The organism is Anaerococcus faecalis, from assembly GCF_013371425.1.
In the GTDB taxonomy this organism is placed as follows: domain Bacteria; phylum Bacillota; class Clostridia; order Tissierellales; family Peptoniphilaceae; genus Anaerococcus; species Anaerococcus porci.
The window spans coordinates 146,106-164,473 of record NZ_JABVBA010000003.1 but is presented as its reverse complement, the minus strand read 5'-3'; the positions used below and the strand labels follow the sequence as shown (position 1 = coordinate 164,473).

Below are 18,368 nucleotides of genomic sequence, written 5' to 3'. Positions count from 1 at the left end.
TTAAGAAAAAAATATCTATAAAATCATAATAATGGGGTAATATATATTTATAGTGTCAGTATGTTATAATATTACTGTACATATTAGGAGGTGAATGATGGCAAGTGAAGTTTTAAATCAAGTTAAAGAAGCTGAAATTAAGGCTGATAAACTTGTAGACGATGCCAAGAAAAAAGCCAAAGATATAATTGATGCCGCCAAAAAGGAGTCGGAGATTGAATCTTTAAAGGCAATTGAAGCTGCCAAAACCCATGCTAAAGATATAAAAGATAAGGCTAAGGCTAAGGCAGAAGATGATAAAAAGCCAGTTATAGCTAAGGCCAATGAAGATAGTGAAGAAATTAAAAATAGGGATCAAGGAGAAATTGATGACCTTCTAGAAATTTTGGTAGAAAGGATAGTAGCAAATGGCAATAGTTAAAATGGATAAGTTTAATCTTTTTTCCTTTGAATATGATAGAAGCCTGCTTCTTGATATATTGCAAAAGTTTAACTATGTTCATTTTAATGATCTTAAAGTCGATGATGATGAGGACTACTTAAAAGAGGTAGATAACTCTAATAGGCTACTTGAAATTGATGAGAATATTTCAAAACTTGATTATGCTATCTATTCTTTAGAAGAATATCTTGAAAATGGTAAAGTCAAATTAAATAAAAAGGATATGAGTATTGAAAATCTCAACAAGGAAGGTTTAAATTTTAGGTTTGATAAAATCTATCCAAAGCTTAAAGAAGACCTTGATTTAAGGGATAAGGCTAAGGATAAGATTAAAGAACTTAGGGCGAATAATGTTGAATTAGAACCTTTTAAAAACCTTGACCTTAGTGTAGAAGAGATAGAACACTCTCATAGGTTTTTTGTAGAAATTGGTACAATTACAGATCAATTTTATAAGGACTTTGATAAAGACCTAGTTAAAGAGAATTTTTCTCAATCCTTTGTAGTCGAAATTTCAAAAAGGGATAATGTAAATTTCTTATATGCAATATCAAGCCTTGAAGAAAGTGATAGATTTAAACTCTTTCTTAGAGATCATGGTTTTTCTAAGTCTATTATTAAGACTAGAAAAAAAGCAAATGAACAAATTTATTTAAATAATAAAAAAATTGAGGAAGAAGAAAAAAAATTAAGAGATAATGAGAAAAGGATTAAAGATTTTATAGAGCTTTTGCCTGATCTTTACCTTTATAAAACCTATCTTGAAAACTTAAGAAGAAAAGAAGCTTCAAGTGAGTATTTTCTAAAGACTAAAAGAGTTGATATGATTGAAGGTTATATACCAAGAAACTTAAATAAAAAGTTTAAAGACGATCTAGATCAAGCCTTAGGAGATGGATACTTACTAGAAATAAATGAAGCAGAAAGGGATGACTCTGATGTACCAATAATTTTGGATAATCCTAAGTTAATTGATCCATACGATTCTATAGTAGAAACCTACTCCCTACCTAAGTACAACGAAGTTGACCCAACTCTTTTGGTTTCAATCTTCTATACTATTTTTACAGGTTTCATGCTTGGGGACTTTGGTTATGGACTTTTATTATTTTTGGGAACCTTGATTTTACCAAAAGTAGTTGACCTTCCAAAATCAACCCTTAAAATGGTAAGACTTTTTAAAAGAGTAGGACTTTCAGCTTGTGTGTTTGGATTAATATTTGGTTCCTTTTTTGGTGGAATTATACCAATACCAGGACTTATAGATACACAAAAAGACTTTAACACTCTTATGATAATTTCACTTATCATAGGTGGTATTTCCTTATTTACTGCTCTTGGAGTAAAGGCCTATATGCTAATTAGAGATGGAGATCCACTAGGTGCTATATTTGATGTATTATTTTGGTATATGGCAGTAGGTGGAGCAATAGCATGGTTTTTACTAGAAAATGAAGCAAAAAAGATTGCTATGATAGTAATGGTAGTAGGTATGGTAGGTATAGTACTAACTGGAGGGCGTGAGAACAAAACGGTAGCTGGTAAAGCTGCTGGAGGTCTTTATTCTCTATATGGTATAAGTTCATGGATTGGAGATTTTGTTTCTTTTCTAAGACTTATGGCCCTTGTTCTTTCAGGTGGATTCGTAGCCTACTCAGTAAACCTAATTGTAGCAATGGTATGGTCAGCTGGAATTATAGGTAAGGTTGCTGGAGTTATAATATTTGTTGGATTCCAATTATTTAACCTATTTTTATCAACTCTTTCAGCCTATGTTCACTCACTTAGACTTATATATGTGGAAATGTTTAACAAGTTCTATGAGGGTGGAGGTAAGAAATTTAGACAAATGATAGAAGATAGTAAATTTATAAATATAATCAGAGGAGGATACAATGGTTGATTTTTTAATTCAAAATGGTGGAAAAATTATGGGTGCTGTAGGTGTTGCAATAGCAGTATTTTTATCAGGTATGGGATCTGCTAAAGGAACTGGTATGACAGGTGAGGCTGCAGCAGGACTTACAGTAGAAGAACCAGGAAAGTTTGGTAAGGCACTTGTACTTCAACTTTTACCAGGTACACAAGGACTTTATGGATTTGTAATTGGATTTATGATTTTAGGAAAACTAGGTGGAGATGTTTCATTTGAACAAGGACTTTATTATATATTTGCAGCACTTCCTATAGGTATGGTTGGATATTTCTCAGCTATAGCTCAAGCTAAGGTGGCAATAAGTGGTATGAATATCTTAGCCAAGAATGAGGACAACTTCGTACAAGGTATAGTATACGCCGTAATGGTAGAGTTATATGCAATTTTAGGTTTCGTAATTTCACTACTTCTAATAAATAAATAGTAAGGGTTTATTATGAGTAAACTTGATTTATTATTAGATGGTATAAGAGAAGATTCCAAAAAGGAAGCAGATCATATACTAGCTAACGCTAATAAAAGAAGTGAAGAAATAAAAAAAGAATCAAAAACTGATTCTGATAAAGAAGTTAAAAGAATAGTAGATAATGCCGAAAAAGATGCAAAAAGAATTATAGAAAACTCAAAGGTAACTAGTGAAAGAGAGGCTCGTGATATAAAAATCAGGGCTAAAAATGAGCTAGTAGATGATATTTTAGATAAGCTTTTAGAAAAACTTAGAAAACTTGGTCCTAATGACTATAAAAAATTTGTAGAAAATAGGCTTAAAGAAATTGATGTTAATAATGGAGAAATTCTCCTACAAAAGGATATGAAATATCACTTTGATGAAAATAGCTTTAATGGTTTAAAATTATCTAAAGAAAGCGTAGATGAAGGCTTTGTAGTGAGAAGTGGAAAAATATCTTATGACAATAGGTATTCTTCCCTACTTAACTATGATAGGGATAATTTGGAAAAAATTATAGCAGATAGAATATTTAAGTGAGGTGATTAGATGGATAGAGAACAGTTTATCCGTGCTTCTGTAACAACAAGAGTATATGAAAAAAATCTCCTTACTTCAAATAATATTCAAAGGCTAGTAGATAGCTCAAATCTTTCTGAGGCAATTTCCCTTTTAAATGACTCAAGTTATGGGGAGTTTATGAAGGATATAAATAGGAATGAAGAATATGAGAAGGCACTTTTATCTATGCTTAAAGAATCTTACAAAAAAATAAGAAAAATAAGCCCAGATAAAAATCTTATAGTATTTTTAGAAGAAAAATACAACTTTCACAACCTCAAAGTCTTAGTTAAAGAGCTAATCCAAGATGCCGATTATTCTACTGCCTATATGGATATAGGTACAATTGATTTATCAGCTATAAAAAAGGCTATAAAAAGCGATTTTAAGACTTTTGATGATGTGTATATAATATATGCTAAAAATGCCCTAGACTTATATGAAGATACAAAAGATCCACAAGATATAGACTTATCTCTTGATAGGGACTTTTATCAAAAGCTTCTTATAGATGCTAAAAACTTAACTTTTGATTCATTAGTTGACTTTACTAGACAAAGAATTGACCTTGTCAATCTTAAGTCACTTTTGAGGATTAAGGGTCAAAATCAGTCTATAGACTTATTAAAAAAAGCCTTAATAGATGGTGGATTTATTAATAAGAATAATTTTATTCTTGGCTTTAACCAAGATGTGGGTCTTTTAGCAAACTTTTTTATAAATGAAAAAACTTATCCTCTAGTAAAAAAGGCCCTTGATAGCAAGGACCTAAAAGAGGCTACAAGAATGATAGAAAAGGCTATAGATGATTATTTACTAGACTTTGCCAAAGACTCTAAGAAAGTTAGCTATGGACCAGAGGTTATACTAGGATATTTGATAAATCGTGAAATGGAGATTAAAAATCTTAGGATAATTCTTGTGGCTAAGCAAAATATGCTTTCTAGAGAATTTATAGAAGAAAGGTTGCGTAATTTATATGTATAGGGTAGCCGTTATAGGAGATAAAGATTCAGTCCTAATGTTTAAAGCATTGGGAGTTGATGTATATACAGCAGTTGATGGAGATAGTGCAAAAAAACTTGTGAATGAACTTTCCAAAGAAGATGTTGGAGTTATATTCATAACAGAAGACTTTGCAAAAGAAATTCCAGAAACTATAGATAAGTACAGAGAAGAAATGACTCCAGCAATTATACTTATTCCATCCAACAAGGAAAATCTTGGATTTGGATTGGCAGATATCAATAGAAGTGTAGAAAAAGCTGTTGGAGCTAACATTTTGAACTAGAAGGAGACCAATTTGAATAAAGGTAAAATAACAAGAGTATCAGGTCCACTTATAGAAGCGAAAGGACTTACTGATGCCAATATCTATGATGTGGTCGAGGTTTCAAAAGATAAGCTCATCGGAGAAATAATAGAGATGAGGGGAGATGTTGCAAACATCCAAGTTTATGAGGAAACAACAGGAATAGGACCAGGAGATGAGGTAGTTTCTACTGGAGCACCCCTTTCAGTTGAGCTTGGACCAGGGCTTCTTGAAAGAATGTATGATGGAATCCAAAGACCTCTAGAAAAACTTGAGCTTTTGGCAGGAGAATTCCTCAAAAGAGGAGTTACAGCACCACCACTAGATAGGGAAAAACTATGGGAATTTAGACCAGTAGCAAAAGTAGGCGATGAGGTTAAACCAGGTTATGTCCTAGGCTTAGTAGATGAAACCACTGTAATAGAACACAAGATAATGGTTCCAAATGGAGTATTTGGAAAAGTTAAAGAGATAAAAGAAGGTGAGTTTACAGTAGATAGCACCATTGCTATTATTGAAACTGAAGATGGGGAGAAGGAACTTAACATGATCCAAAAATGGCCAGTGAGAAAAGCTAGACCATTTAAGAGGAAACTTGACCCAGATACACCACTTATAACAGGACAAAGAGTTATAGACACTTTCTTCCCCGTTGCAAAAGGAGGAGCTGCTGCTATACCTGGACCATTCGGATCAGGAAAGACTGTAATCCAACACCAAATTGCAAAATATGCAGATGCTGATGTTGTAGTTTATGTAGGTTGTGGAGAACGTGGCAATGAGATGACTGATGTATTGGATGAATTTCCAGAACTAGAGGATCCAAAAACAGGTGAATCTATCATGAAAAGGACAGTACTTATAGCAAATACATCAAACATGCCAGTAGCAGCAAGAGAGGCTAGTGTCTATACAGGTATAACACTAGCTGAGTACTACAGAGATATGGGCTACTCAGTAGCCTTAATGGCAGATTCAACATCAAGATGGGCTGAGGCACTTCGTGAGATGAGTGGTCGTTTGGAAGAGATGCCAGGAGATGAAGGTTTCCCAGCATATCTTGCTAGCCGTATAGCAGACTTTTATGAAAGAAGTGGAAAAGTTATAATAAATGGAAAAGATGATATTGAGGGCTCTCTATCAGTAATAGGAGCTGTATCTCCTCCAGGAGGAGACCTATCAGAGCCAGTAACCCAAGCAACCCTCCGTATAGTAAAGGTATTCTGGGGACTTGACTATGACCTTTCATACCAAAGACACTTTCCAGCTATCAATTGGCTAAATTCATATTCTCTATACCAAGATGAGATGGATAACCATATAGACAAGACTATAAATGAAGGATTTTCTAAAAATAGGATGAGGGCTATGAGCCTTTTACAACAAGAATCATCTCTTCAAGAGATAGTAAGACTTATAGGTCGTGATGGATTAAGTGATGATGATAAACTAAAGCTTAATACAACAAAATCACTAAGAGAAGACTTTCTTCAACAAAATGCTTTCCATGATACAGATGCTTTCTGTCCTATGCAAAAGCAAGATCTTATGCTTGATACAATCCTATATTTCTATGACAAATCTCTAGAAGCTCTATCAAATGGAGCAAATCTTGAACAATTAGAAAATTTGGATGTAAAAGAGAAAATTACAAGACTTAAACTTATAAAAGATGAAAATCTAGAAGAGTTTGACCAAATTAAAGAAGAGATAGATAAACAATGCAAAGAAGCTGAAGCTAAGGGGGATGATGAATAATGCTTAAAGAATATAAAAGTGTATCAGAAGTTGTAGGACCCCTAATGCTTGTAGAAGATGTAGAAGGGGTTGACTACGAAGAACTAGTAGATATAGAACTTCAAACAGGAGAAAGAAGAAGAGGAAGGGTTATAGAAGTTGATGAAAAAAACGCTATGGTTCAACTTTTTGAAGGCTCTTCTGGAATTAACCTTAAATCAACATCAGTAAGATTTCTAGGTAGGCCACTTGAACTTGGAGTAAGTGAAGATATGATAGGAAGGACTTTCAATGGTTTAGGCAGACCAATAGATGATGGTCCATCTATAATTCCTGAGGAAAAAAGAGACGTAAATGGGGTAGCAATAAATCCTGTAAGTCGTGACTATCCATCAGAATTTATTCAAACAGGTGTATCAACTATAGACGGACTTAACACCCTTGTTCGTGGACAAAAGCTTCCAATATTCTCAGCTTCAGGACTTCCACACAACAAGTTTGCAGCCCAAATTGCAAGACAAGCTAGAGTATTAAATGATAGTGAAGATTTCGCTGTAGTATTTGCAGCTATTGGTATAACTTTCGAAGAGGCACAATTTTTTAGAAAAGACTTTGAAAAAACAGGCGCCTTAGATAGGTCAGTAATGTTTATAAACCTTGCGGACGATCCTGCCATAGAACGTCTTTCTACACCAAAGATGGCTCTTACAGCAGCAGAATACCTTGCTTTTGAAAAGGATATGCAAGTATTAGTTATAATGACAGATATGACCAACTATGCAGAAGCTCTTCGTGAGGTATCAGCAGCAAGAAAAGAAGTTCCAGGACGTCGTGGATATCCAGGTTACCTTTATACAGACCTTGCAACTTTATATGAAAGAGCAGGAAAACTAAAGGGAAAACCAGGTACCATTACCCAAATTCCAATCTTAACTATGCCAGAAAATGATATAACCCACCCAATCCCAGATTTGACTGGATATATAACAGAAGGGCAAATCATTTTATCAAATGAGTTATACAATCAGGGTATCCAACCACCAGTATCAATCCTACCATCCCTATCAAGACTTAAGGATAAGGGTATAGGTGAGGGAAAAACTCGCGAAGATCATGCTGATACTATGAACCAAATCTATGCAGCATACGCATCAGGTGTTGATGCAAGAGAGCTTCAAAAAATCTTAGGTGATTCAGCCCTATCAAAGGCAGACTTAGCCTTTGCAGAATTTGCCAAGGAATTTGAAAATAGGTATATAAACCAAGGTTTCTATACAAATAGAACAATAGAAGAAACTTTAGATCTTGGTTGGCAACTTCTCAAAATCATACCAAAATCTGAACTTAAGAGAATTGATGACGAACTTATCGAAAAATATCTGGACACTGATAAGACAAAAGAGGAGAATTAGATCATGGCTAGGCTTAATGTAACTCCTACAAGGATGAACTTAAATACCTTAAAGAAGAGATTGGCTACTTCGACTAGGGGATACAAGCTTTTAAAAGACAAGCAAGATGAGCTTATGAGACAATTCCTAGAAAAGATTAGGGAAAATAAAAAACTTCGTGAAGAAGTTGAAAAACTCTTAAAAAACTCATCAAAGGACTTTCTAGTAGCCTCATCACTTATGAGTCCAGAATTTCTTGAAGAGGCAGTTAGCTTTCCGACCCAAAAAGTGGGGGTAGATATAAAGACAAAAAATGTCATGAGCGTAAGGATTCCTGCTATGGAATTTAAGATAAAAAAGGGTGACAATGAAAATGCATCCATCTACCCATATGGTCTTGCCCAAACATCAGCAGAACTTGATACGGCTATAGAGGGTCTAAATGAGGTTATGGATAAGCTTTTGAAATTAGCAGAGCTTGAAAAGACAACCCAGCTTATGGCAGACGAGATAGAAGGAACAAGAAGAAGGGTAAATGCCCTAGAATATAGGACTATACCTGATCTTGAAGAAACTATAAAATATATAAGAGCTAAACTAGAAGAAAACGAAAGAGCTACTATATCAAGGCTTATGAAAGTAAAAGATATAATATCAGATCAAGCTTAGTCTTGAATATAGGAAAATTCGTAGTTTAGTAGAATAATGGGACGTTTAAAAACGTCCTTTTATAAAATACATAAAACAAGGAGAATGTAATGGATACAGAAGGACCCTACGCGAATATAAAAATTTTCATAGTTGTTTTGGCCCTTATTTTTATAAATGCAACAATTAATATGATGTTTTCGGCATTTACAAGTCTAAACCACCAAAGACTAAGAGATATGGCGGAAGATGGAGATGATGAGGCGAAAGACATCTTAAAATTATCTCAAGACCAACAAAGACTAATGCAAACCCAAAATTTTCAAGATGCAGTACTATCAATTATAACTATGGCATATCTTTTATTAAATATCAATACATCTTTAAAGATATTTCTTAATAGGGAATCAGACTTTATGCAAATTGTCATAATGCTAATGATGGTAGTTGTATTTGTAGTTATAAAAAGAATATTTGCTAACATGATTCCACAAAGGATAGGTATAAGAAACCCATATCAGATAGCTAAAAGCACTAGGCTATTGGCAAGCTTTATTCTTTTTATAAACAAAGCCTTTGTAGGTATTGTAAATAAAGTAACTAACCTAATTATGGCAATTTTTGGCATAGAAAGCAAAGCCATAGAAAAGGAAGTTACAACTGAACAAATTAAATCTATTGTCCAAGTTGGAGAAGACCAAGGAGTCCTAAGACCCCTAGAGTCTAAGATGATTAACTCAATCATGGAATTTGATGATGTATGGGCAGAAGAGATAATGACAGCAAGACCTGAAGTATTCATGATAGATATAAAAGATAGGCAAAGAAAATATCTAGATGAATTTATAAAACTTAAACATTCAAGAATACCTGTCTATGATGAAGATCTTGATAATGTATTAGGTATAATATATACCAAAGACTATCTGCTTGAGGCAATAGATGTTGGTATAAAAAGCGTAGATATAAGAAAACTTATAAAACCAGCTTTTTTTGTTCCAGAAAAGATAGAAACTGACAAACTCTTCCAACAGATGCAAAAAGACCATATACATATGGCAATTCTTATAGATGAGTATGGTGGATTTTCAGGAATTGTTACCATGGAGGACTTGGTAGAAGAGATAGTAGGAGATATGGATGATACTTATGATAAGGACCTACCTGATATAAGAACATCAACAAAGGGCTCTTATATAGTAAAAGGTTCAACATCAATAAGAGATTTAAACGAAATACTTGATATAGACATAGATGAAGATGATGATCAATATGATACGGTAGCTGGATTTTTAATCGATAAATTGGGATATATACCGGATGATGATAGCAGCGATAAAAAAGTAATCTATAAGGGATATGAATTTAAAATTCTCTATATTGAAGAAACTAGAATAAAAATAGTAAGAATAAAAAAAATCAATAAAGAAAAAGAAGAAAGCACTACCGCATAATACATGGTAGTGCTTTTGTTTACAATAATCTACTTATAATCTTCTATATTGATAATCCTATCAAACTTATTCAAATAATCACAATCTTGCTTGTGAGTTATAACAATTCTTGTTATATCATCCATAGAAAAAATTAGATTGTCGATAGTTTGGGATGATTTAGGATCAAGACCTGTTTGAGGTTCATCAAATATAATTAATTTAGCATTTTTATAAATTGCCCTTGCAATCTCTAACTTCTTTTTCTCCCCACCAGAAAGAGAATTACTATCAAGTTTCTCATCTTTTTTTTGTGAAAGCAAATAATCTAAATCTACTTTTTTTATTATATCCAAAACTTCATTTCTATCATAATCACTACTTCCTAAAACAATATTTTCCAACAAGTTCATATTGAAAACTATTGGATTTTGTGGAATATAGTAGATTAGAGAATATATTTCTAACTCACTAAAATCTCTAAAATCACCATTATCAAAACTAATATCCCCTTTATAATTTTCATTTATTTTCATAAGGATTTTAGCAAGAGATGATTTTCCAGAACCTGATTTTCCTATTATTGCATAAGATTTATTTTCCTTAATATCAATACTCAAATTAGAAAAAATCTTATTATTATCATAGGAGAAATCAAGATTTTTAATATTTAAATCAAGTTTTGGCTTAAGCTTATCTTTTTTGATAAAATCTTTTTTAGGAAGTTTTTCTAAAACCAAATTTTTTATCTCTTTTGTTGAAAAAACATTGCTTGTATATCTAAAAGCTTCAGCTATAGCATTTGTTGAAATAGAAACCAAAGTAATAGATGCAATAAGTTCTTTTAAAGATATATGTCCCTTACTTACAAGAATAGATGCAAATAAAATAATAAGCATTGCTGATAATAAATTTAGAGCAAACATAGATTCATACAAGATAGAAGTTGATAAATTCAATTTTTTTTCTTGCATCTAGCAAATTTTTATTAGATTCATCAAATCTTTTTATAAAAAACTTTTTGCTATTAGATTCCTTTATAAGCAAAAAACCATCCAATAATTCATTTAGTCTACTTAGATATATTGAATGTTTGTTTGATCTTAGTATTCTTAAATTTGAAATCTTCTTAGAAAAGATTTTGCTAATCATAGCAGGAAAAATTACAAATACTATAGTAAGAGTCAAAATAATTATATGTATCTTATATAAGGCAATCAAATACACAAGAACTTGACCAATACCCTTTATAGAATTAGGCAAATTCATTAAATAATCTAGCCTAAGTTGATCGATATTTTGGTCTATATCCGTAATATAATTTTCTTTTTTACTTAAATAAAAAGAAGAAATTTTATTTTCATACAAACCTTCAAAATAATCATGTCTTAATTCAAAACTTATACTATTAGCAAATTTTTGGCAATTTAATTCTGAAATATAAAATGAAATATAAGAAAAAGCTATATAAATTATTGTAGTAATACAAACTTTTCCTATATTAGGATTATCATTTTTTATTATAATATCAACAAATTCAGCAGACTTTAGACTATAAAGATAGATAAAATATACTTCTAATATGCCAAAAAAAGTAGATAAGAGTAGATTTGATTTGTATTTGTATATGTATTTTTTCATTTTAAAACTCCACTTTTTATTATTTTCTTCTACAAAAAATCTTTCGGTGTTATCATTTTCGAATTCTTCATATTCCATAGTTTCAAAATTTTCATCTATATAAATTATCTCATAGCTTAGACAATTAGTGACAATGAATATAGGTTCATTAATTCCTAAATTAGAAGATTTTTTGTTTCTAAGATTATATATAATAATATTTATATTTTAATAATATCATGCCTAAAAAAATTGTCAATTTTTTGATAAAAAAATATAACAATAAAATAATATATAACAAAAGGTGTATTTTTTTAGTATATAAATTTTTCTTATAGACCTTATAACAATCATATATTTTACAAAAAGTAAATTCGGATATATCATATTTATGAAAACGTAATCATTAGAAAGGAGATGTGTTTTGAAAAACAATGATAAAATATCGGGCAAAGCCTTGATACCATTTTTAGTTTTTGTGCTAATCTATCTATCTACTGGCATCATTCTACATTTAAATAATGTTGAGATGGCTTTTTACCAACTACCAGCACCAATTGCAGCCTTTGTTGGTATTATAAGTGCATTTTTATTATTTAAGGGAAGTATTGATGAAAAGTTTGATAATCTGATTGAAGGTTGTGGAGATTCAAACATAATTATAATGTGTTTGATTTACTTATTGGCTGGAGCCTTTTCTACTGTAGCCAATGCCTCTGGTGGTGTAGATTCAGTAGTAGGTTTGGGACTATCATTTATACCCGCTAGGTTTTTGACAGCTGGTGTATTTTTGATAGCTTGTTTTATCTCTATTGCTACAGGCTCATCGGTTGGCACAATTACAGCTTTAGGTCCAATAGCGGTTGGACTTGCAACATCAGGAGGAATAAACCTTGCTTTAATGTTGGGTTCTTTGGTAGGTGGGTCTATGTTTGGTGACAATCTTTCAGTTATATCCGATACGACCATAGCAGCTACAAGAACTCAAAATTGTGATATGAAAGATAAGTTTAGGATGAATATGAAAATGGCTTTACCATCTGGAATAATAACTTTTATCTTGTTATTAATCTTCGGTAAACCTGAAACACAAGCTCAAGCATCTGACTTAACTTATAATATTATTGAGATTATACCTTACATATTTGTACTAGTAGTTGCACTTATGGGTGTTAATGTATTTTTAGTGCTTACAGGTGGCATAGTTTTATCAGGCATTGTTCTTCTTATAAACAATGGTTTTAATCTTTTGGCCCTATCTCAAACCATGTGGGAAGGTTTTACAGGAATGTTTGAGATATTTCTCTTATCCATGCTTATAGGAGGTCTTTCTAATATGGTTTCCAAAGAGGGAGGAATTAATTGGATAATTGCAAAGATTAGAAAATTTGCCAAGGATGAAAAATCTGGAGAATTGGGGATTGCATCGCTTGTATCTTTAGCGGATATTGCAGTAGCAAACAATACTGTAGCCATAATTATTTCAGGTCCTATAGCAAAGAAGATGTGCAATGAATATAAGATTGATCCAAGAAGATCAGCCTCTCTCTTAGATACATTTTCATGTGTACTTCAAGGTTTTGTGCCATATGGAGCCCAAGTTCTTATAGCAGCAGGTTTTACTAAGGGACTTGTTGCACCTTTTGAGCTTATACCATTTTTCTGGTATCAATTTATCCTAGCTATAATTTCCATAATATCAATCTATATACCATTTACTAAGGCTAAGGATAAGTGGAACTTTGAATATGATATGCCGGAATCAAAGATTGCCAATCATCTTAAAAATCTGGAAGACACAGAACAAGCTCTTTCTTAATCAAAGATAGGTACTGTTTACAAAGAGGTGAAAGTCTTCTTTGAGCCTTATATACATAACCTATATCCATAGAAAGATTATCAGGATTTTCAAGCCTTATAGTTTTTATATTATCATAACCGCTATTAGGGTGTATGCATCCAGTACCAATATTGAATGCCTTTGTGTTAGAAATAAGTCCAAGAGATGTTCCCCTATCCTGGGTATAGATTATCTGCTTATGATTTGGAAGAGTTATAAACTCCTCAGGCAAAATCTCGGATTCGTCTTGTTCATAGATTATCATAGGGTAGTCATATAGACTTTCTATACTTATAACTTCCTTATTTGCAAGAGGGTGGTCTTTATTTAAGAAAACGTGAGGTATAACTTGGGCTATAGAAGTATAATTTAGGGATTTTTCCCTAAAAAGATCAAATATTGCCTTCTTATATGAGTCATTTATATAAATAAAGGCAATTTCAGAATAATCGTTTTCAACATTTCTAATAGCATCGAGAGAGGTGGTTTCCTTAAGGTAGAATTTAAAGACTTGCTCCTTATGAAGGCTTATTAGTTTCATAAAGGCAGATACTGCAAAGTTAAAATGTTGGCTTGAAACACTAAGTTCATTAGCATCTTTATTGATAGGAGCATATTGTCTTTGAATTTCCTTATATTTTTTGATTAAGTCTTGGCATTTAATCAGATATTCAAGGCCCTTGGCTGTAGTTTGAGTACCTGCTCTAGATCTTTTGAAAATCTTAAATCCCAATTCTCTTTCCAAATCATTTATGGCCATAGAGATTGCAGGTTGAGATGTGTAAAGCTTTTTAGCAGCCTTTGAAATAGAACCAGTTTTAGAAACTTCAATAGCGTAATAAATTTTAGTTAAATTCATAATACCTCCTAATATATTTTGAATTTATTATATTATATGTAATTTGTTTTGTAAAAATAAGAAAGGATAAAAAAATGACAGATATTAAAAAAGAAAGAGGATTTGCAACTAATACAATACATAAAGGATCATATAAAGATGGGTTTGGTTCTTTAGGACTTCCTATATATCAAACTTCAACTTTTATATTTGATAATGCCGAACAAGGAGGAAGAAGATTTGCCCTAGAAGAGGGTGGATATATATACTCAAGACTTGGAAATCCAACTAACAATGCCCTAGAAGAAAAACTTGCCGCCCTAGAAGGAGCAGAAGCTGCTGTGTCCACATCATCAGGAATGGGTGCAATAACATCATCAATTTGGCCATTTATTAAGGCTGGAGATCATATATTAGCTTGTAAAACCCTTTATGGATGTACCTTTGCCTTTTTAAATGAAATAAAAAAATTCAATGTAGATGTTGATTTTATAGATATGACAGACATTGATGAGCTTAAAAAGTCTGTAAAAGATAACACAAGAATAATCTATCTTGAAACACCGGCAAACCCTACTCTTGATATTATTGACATAGAAGCTGTAGCGAACTTAGCCAAGCAAAATAGTTCTGATACTTTGGTTATAGTAGATAATACCTTCGCAACCCCTTACCTACAAAATCCATTAAAACTTGGGGCAGATATAGTAGTTCACTCCGCCACCAAATACCTAAATGGACATGGAGATGTTGTTGCGGGATTTTCTGCAGGAAGCAAAGAATTAATGACCCAAGTAAGATTTGTTGGTCAAAAAGACTTTACAGGTTCAGTACTTTCAGCTCATGATGCCTTTTTAATCTTTAGAGGTATGAAGACTTTAGAAGTTCGTATGAAAAAACACGTGGAGAATGCTAAAAAAATAGTAGAAGCTCTAAAAGGAAATAAAAATATAGAAAAAATATACTATCCAGGACTTTCTGATTTTAAAAATCATGACATAGCTAAAAAACAAATGAAAGACTTTGGTGCTATGATTGCCTTTGAAGTAAAGGGAGGTATAGAATCTGGTAGGATTGTTATGAACAATGTTAAACTATGCTCACTTGCAGTAAGTCTTGGAGATTGTGAAACATTAATAGAACACCCTGCAAGCATGACTCATTCAACCTATACAGAAGAAGCATTAAAAGAAGCTGGAATTGCACCAGGACTTATAAGACTTTCAGTAGGACTTGAAGATAGTGAAGATATAATAGAAGATTTATTACAAGCCTTAGATAAAATTAAATAAAAATATTAAAAAACTCGATTATAGCAAATTTGGCTTAATCGAGTTTTTCTTTTATCTTTCCAATAAATCAAGTCCCAAAACATCCACATATTTTTCCAAAAAGACCATGGAGCCTTCAAGCATATAGACCTTGTTAAAACCTTGGCTTATTAGATTTACATTATCTATTATTATTCGATTTTTACTATTTTATATTTATTAATAAAATCAATATGTTTTTGTATTATATTTGAAAAAACTTGTAAGTTGATTATATACAAAACCTAACTTTTCCACAAAAAGACACATTAACTTAAATAAATTTTAATATTTTCTAATTTTTTCTAATATCAAATCATCTTTATTTAAAGAATACTGATAAGTAGAATAGCGTTTGATTTCAGTATGTAATACTATATATGGATTGTCCACTTGTTACCTCTACTATCACTAAATAAATGTTCTTTTTGTAGCTTTAAATATTCTATTACTGTATACAAGATTTCACACATTCTAAAATTAATTAGACTTGGTTTAATTATTTTTAATAAATTAAAAATTTTTTTAATTTATTCATTGAATAATCTACAATTCTTTAATATAATAACTAAGCTTGAATAAATTTAACGTTATATTTTTTTAAAATATCATTTTTATTTGTTGATAATTCTATATCTGAAATTAATAAATCGAAATTACTAGTATTCGTAATTTTGTAATTAGTTATTGATTGAAATTTTGTATTATCAGCTAAAATAATCTTTTTATTTGAATTTGTTATCATAGCTTCTCTTACTTTTGATTCTAAAATATTATTATCAAAAATACCTTTTTCTAAATTTACTTTTGGCGGAGAAATAAAACACTTGTCTGCAAAATAATTATTTATTTGCTCTACAGCTTCTACGCCAACAGTAGACATATTATTATTCCTTAAATAACCTCCTAAAACTATAAGATTTATATCGTTTTTTTTCTGAGTACATAATTGTGATATTATAAAAGAGTTTGTAGCAATTGTTACACTTAAACCAGATTCAAGTATGAATTTAGCTAGTTGATAACAGGTTTTACTAGAATCTAGAAAAATAAAGTCGTTATTATCAATAATTTCTAGAGCTTTTTTACATATTCTAATTTTCTCTTTTAATAATAAGATATTTCTTATTTTCGTAGGATATGTTTTATCATTCTTTTGAGTTAAAAAAGCACCTCCATGCGTCCTTGTAAGTAAATTAGATTTTTCTAATTCTTTTAAATCTCTTCTAATTGTTTCATCAGAGCAATTAAAAAAATCACTTAATTCAGTTACTAATACACTATCATTTCTTTTTAATAAATCTAAAATTTTATTTTGCCTATCTATCTTTAACATATTAATCCTTAAATTTTTATATTTTAACTATCATAGTATAAATTGTATCATAATTATCTCAAACAAAAAAACCACAAAATACCAAAAAAATCTCCAATATATTGTTTACTTTTATTTAATAATGTGGTATTATGATTGAAAGAAGCAAACGTTTTTATGAAGAAAAAAAAAACGAAAGGAGAAAAAAATGAAAGAAGAAAGAAAAAAAGGTAGTTTTTTTGGTTTAGTTCCATTATTAATATTTATATTTTTGTACATATTAATAACAATAATGACAGGTAGTGCTAGTTCCTTACCTCTAAATGTAGGAATATTAATAGCTTGTATATTTGCTTTTATATTTTCTATAAAAAAATCTAAAGGAAATTTAAGTTTTGATGAGTTAGTAACCATGTTTTGTAAAGGTGGTGGTGATGATACATTAATATTAATGTTTCTAATTTTCTTAGAAGCTGGGATGTTCTATCTTGTTGCTGATAGAATGGGAGCTGTTAAATCAGTTACAAACTTAGGCTTGAGTTTGTTACCTCAGAGTATGATTTTACCAGGTGTATTTATAATAGGTTGTATCTTAAGTTTTTCTATGGGAACTTCTATGGGTACTGTAACGGCTTTAATGCCAATAGGTGTTGCACTAGCAAACTCTACAGGGATATCGATGCCATTGATGTGTGGTACTGTAGTAGGCTCAGCAATGTTTGGAGATAATTTATCTTTTATTTCTGATACTACTATAGCAGCAACAAGAACTCAAGAAGTTGAAATGAAAGATAAATTTAGGGCTAACTTTCTAATGGTATTACCAGCAGTGATTATAACTCTGCTATTACTCGGTTTTATGTCAAGTTCATCTAACATATCTAATGAAAATCTTTCTTGGGATTTTATCCAGTTATTGCCTTACATATTAGTTATAGGATTATCATTAATTGGAGTTCATGTGATGTTAGCTATGGGATCTGCAATATTAGTTGGAGTAATTATTGGGATATTCCAAGGCACTTTTACATTGATAGAAGCATTTGGAATTTTAGGAGAAGGAATAATTGCGATGGAGGACATGGCTGTAATTGCTGTAATGGTAGGTGGATTGGTTGCGTTAATGCATTATTTAGGAGGCATAGACTGGTTGCTTTATAGATTGACTAGAAATGTTAAAGGTAGAAGTGGTGCAGAACTAGCTATCGCTTTTTTAGTATTTTTAGTAGATGTAGCAACAACTAATAATACGATTGCAATAATAACTGTAGGCCCTATAGCAAGAGATATTTCAGATGAATTTGGTGTAGATAGAGTAAGAACAGCAAGTATTCTTGATTTATTTGCGAGCATAGGTAATGGAATTACTCCATGGGCAGGACAAATTTTATTAGCAGCAGGAATAGCAGAGATATCAACTTTATCTATTGTGCCTTATTCATGGTATAGTATTTTGATGGCAATATTTGGTATAGCATTTATATTTGTAGGTTTTCCTAAAATAAAAACTCGAGATAATATAAACAGGAAGTGAGAT

The 18,368-nt window shown here is 31.3% G+C and carries 17 protein-coding genes; 13 read left to right on the top strand and 4 right to left on the bottom strand.

Going from position 1 to position 18,368, the window contains the following annotated elements:
* Window positions 1–94: 94 nt before the first annotated feature.
* The 10 genes from HV819_RS04300 (at window position 95) to HV819_RS04255 (ending at window position 9,929) form a co-directional block, all read left to right on the top strand.
* Window positions 95–421, top strand: a complete 327-nt coding sequence (locus HV819_RS04300; protein ID WP_235942760.1) for a V-type ATP synthase subunit H — start codon at window positions 95–97, stop codon at window positions 419–421.
* Window positions 408–2,345: a V-type ATP synthase subunit I gene (locus HV819_RS04295; protein WP_176269613.1), complete on the top strand. Its 1,938-nt coding sequence runs from the start codon at window positions 408–410 to the stop codon at window positions 2,343–2,345. The genes HV819_RS04300 and HV819_RS04295 overlap by 14 nt, the downstream gene beginning before the upstream one ends.
* Complete coding sequence (locus tag HV819_RS04290) at window positions 2,338–2,802, top strand: V-type ATP synthase subunit K (protein WP_154539775.1); 465 nt, start codon at window positions 2,338–2,340, stop codon at window positions 2,800–2,802. The genes HV819_RS04295 and HV819_RS04290 overlap by 8 nt, the downstream gene beginning before the upstream one ends.
* A 12-nt stretch (window positions 2,803–2,814) precedes the next feature.
* Window positions 2,815–3,366 carry a V-type ATP synthase subunit E gene (locus tag HV819_RS04285; protein ID WP_176269612.1) on the top strand — a complete coding sequence of 184 codons (552 nt, stop codon included), beginning with the start codon at window positions 2,815–2,817 and terminating at the stop codon, window positions 3,364–3,366.
* Between the two features lie 9 nt (window positions 3,367–3,375).
* Window positions 3,376–4,374 carry a V-type ATP synthase subunit C gene (locus tag HV819_RS04280; RefSeq protein ID WP_176269611.1) on the top strand — a complete coding sequence of 333 codons (999 nt, stop codon included), beginning with the start codon at window positions 3,376–3,378 and terminating at the stop codon, window positions 4,372–4,374.
* Window positions 4,367–4,678, top strand: a complete 312-nt coding sequence (locus tag HV819_RS04275; RefSeq protein WP_176269610.1) for a V-type ATP synthase subunit F — start codon at window positions 4,367–4,369, stop codon at window positions 4,676–4,678. The genes HV819_RS04280 and HV819_RS04275 overlap by 8 nt, the downstream gene beginning before the upstream one ends.
* A 12-nt stretch (window positions 4,679–4,690) precedes the next feature.
* On the top strand, window positions 4,691–6,457 hold the full coding sequence (locus tag HV819_RS04270; RefSeq protein ID WP_176269609.1) for a V-type ATP synthase subunit A: 1,767 nt from the start codon (window positions 4,691–4,693) through the stop codon (window positions 6,455–6,457).
* Window positions 6,457–7,848, top strand: coding sequence for a V-type ATP synthase subunit B (locus HV819_RS04265; RefSeq protein WP_154539765.1), 1,392 nt, complete (start codon window positions 6,457–6,459; stop codon window positions 7,846–7,848). Before HV819_RS04270 ends, HV819_RS04265 begins: the two co-directional genes overlap by 1 nt.
* Window positions 7,849–7,851: 3 nt before the next feature.
* Entirely contained in the window at window positions 7,852–8,496 is a 645-nt protein-coding gene (locus tag HV819_RS04260) for a V-type ATP synthase subunit D (RefSeq protein ID WP_154539763.1), read from the top strand.
* Window positions 8,497–8,585: 89 nt separating this feature from the next.
* Entirely contained in the window at window positions 8,586–9,929 is a 1,344-nt protein-coding gene (locus HV819_RS04255) for a hemolysin family protein (RefSeq protein WP_154539761.1), read from the top strand.
* A gap of 29 nt (window positions 9,930–9,958) precedes the next feature.
* On the opposite strand, the gene HV819_RS04250 is transcribed toward HV819_RS04255, so the two are convergent.
* The gene (locus HV819_RS04250) at window positions 9,959–10,867 is read right to left on the bottom strand and encodes an ATP-binding cassette domain-containing protein (protein WP_176269608.1); all 909 of its coding nucleotides are present in this window, start codon (window positions 10,865–10,867) and stop codon (window positions 9,959–9,961) included.
* Window positions 10,839–11,549, bottom strand: coding sequence for an ABC transporter ATP-binding protein (locus tag HV819_RS04245; protein ID WP_176269607.1), 711 nt, complete (start codon window positions 11,547–11,549; stop codon window positions 10,839–10,841). The genes HV819_RS04250 and HV819_RS04245 overlap by 29 nt, the downstream gene beginning before the upstream one ends.
* Window positions 11,550–11,952: 403 nt before the next feature.
* On the opposite strand from HV819_RS04245, the gene HV819_RS04240 reads away from it, so the two are divergent.
* The gene (locus HV819_RS04240) at window positions 11,953–13,347 is read left to right on the top strand and encodes a Na+/H+ antiporter NhaC family protein (RefSeq protein ID WP_176269606.1); all 1,395 of its coding nucleotides are present in this window, start codon (window positions 11,953–11,955) and stop codon (window positions 13,345–13,347) included.
* Here HV819_RS04240 and HV819_RS04235 read toward each other — a convergent pair.
* Window positions 13,310–14,227, bottom strand: a complete 918-nt coding sequence (locus tag HV819_RS04235; protein ID WP_176269605.1) for a LysR family transcriptional regulator — start codon at window positions 14,225–14,227, stop codon at window positions 13,310–13,312. The genes HV819_RS04240 and HV819_RS04235 overlap by 38 nt on opposite strands.
* 74 nt (window positions 14,228–14,301) lie before the next feature.
* Between HV819_RS04235 and megL the strand changes: the two genes are divergently transcribed.
* The gene (megL, locus tag HV819_RS04230; RefSeq protein ID WP_176269604.1) at window positions 14,302–15,498 is read left to right on the top strand and encodes a methionine gamma-lyase; all 1,197 of its coding nucleotides are present in this window, start codon (window positions 14,302–14,304) and stop codon (window positions 15,496–15,498) included.
* A gap of 586 nt (window positions 15,499–16,084) precedes the next feature.
* Here megL and HV819_RS04225 read toward each other — a convergent pair.
* A complete protein-coding gene (locus HV819_RS04225; protein ID WP_176269603.1) occupies window positions 16,085–16,852 on the bottom strand; it encodes a DeoR/GlpR family DNA-binding transcription regulator in 768 nt (255 codons plus the stop codon).
* 187 nt (window positions 16,853–17,039) lie between these two features.
* Here HV819_RS04225 and HV819_RS04220 point away from each other — a divergent pair, with 187 nt between their 5' ends.
* Window positions 17,040–18,365, top strand: a complete 1,326-nt coding sequence (locus HV819_RS04220; RefSeq protein WP_176269602.1) for a Na+/H+ antiporter NhaC family protein — start codon at window positions 17,040–17,042, stop codon at window positions 18,363–18,365.
* The last annotated feature ends 3 nt before the right edge of the window (window positions 18,366–18,368 follow it).

Coding starts and splice junctions, on each gene's coding strand:
- HV819_RS04300 (WP_235942760.1), top strand. CDS start 95: ATGATGGCAAGTGAAGTTTTAAATCAAGTTAAAGAAGCTGAAATTAAG.
- HV819_RS04295 (WP_176269613.1), top strand. CDS start 408: ATGGCAATAGTTAAAATGGATAAGTTTAATCTTTTTTCCTTTGAATAT.
- HV819_RS04290 (WP_154539775.1), top strand. CDS start 2,338: ATGGTTGATTTTTTAATTCAAAATGGTGGAAAAATTATGGGTGCTGTA.
- HV819_RS04285 (WP_176269612.1), top strand. CDS start 2,815: ATGAGTAAACTTGATTTATTATTAGATGGTATAAGAGAAGATTCCAAA.
- HV819_RS04280 (WP_176269611.1), top strand. CDS start 3,376: ATGGATAGAGAACAGTTTATCCGTGCTTCTGTAACAACAAGAGTATAT.
- HV819_RS04275 (WP_176269610.1), top strand. CDS start 4,367: ATGTATAGGGTAGCCGTTATAGGAGATAAAGATTCAGTCCTAATGTTT.
- HV819_RS04265 (WP_154539765.1), top strand. CDS start 6,457: ATGCTTAAAGAATATAAAAGTGTATCAGAAGTTGTAGGACCCCTAATG.
- HV819_RS04260 (WP_154539763.1), top strand. CDS start 7,852: ATGGCTAGGCTTAATGTAACTCCTACAAGGATGAACTTAAATACCTTA.
- HV819_RS04255 (WP_154539761.1), top strand. CDS start 8,586: ATGGATACAGAAGGACCCTACGCGAATATAAAAATTTTCATAGTTGTT.
- HV819_RS04245 (WP_176269607.1), bottom strand. CDS start 11,549: ATGAAAAAATACATATACAAATACAAATCAAATCTACTCTTATCTACT.
- HV819_RS04235 (WP_176269605.1), bottom strand. CDS start 14,227: ATGAATTTAACTAAAATTTATTACGCTATTGAAGTTTCTAAAACTGGT.
- megL (WP_176269604.1), top strand. CDS start 14,302: ATGACAGATATTAAAAAAGAAAGAGGATTTGCAACTAATACAATACAT.
- HV819_RS04225 (WP_176269603.1), bottom strand. CDS start 16,852: ATGTTAAAGATAGATAGGCAAAATAAAATTTTAGATTTATTAAAAAGA.
- HV819_RS04220 (WP_176269602.1), top strand. CDS start 17,040: ATGAAAGAAGAAAGAAAAAAAGGTAGTTTTTTTGGTTTAGTTCCATTA.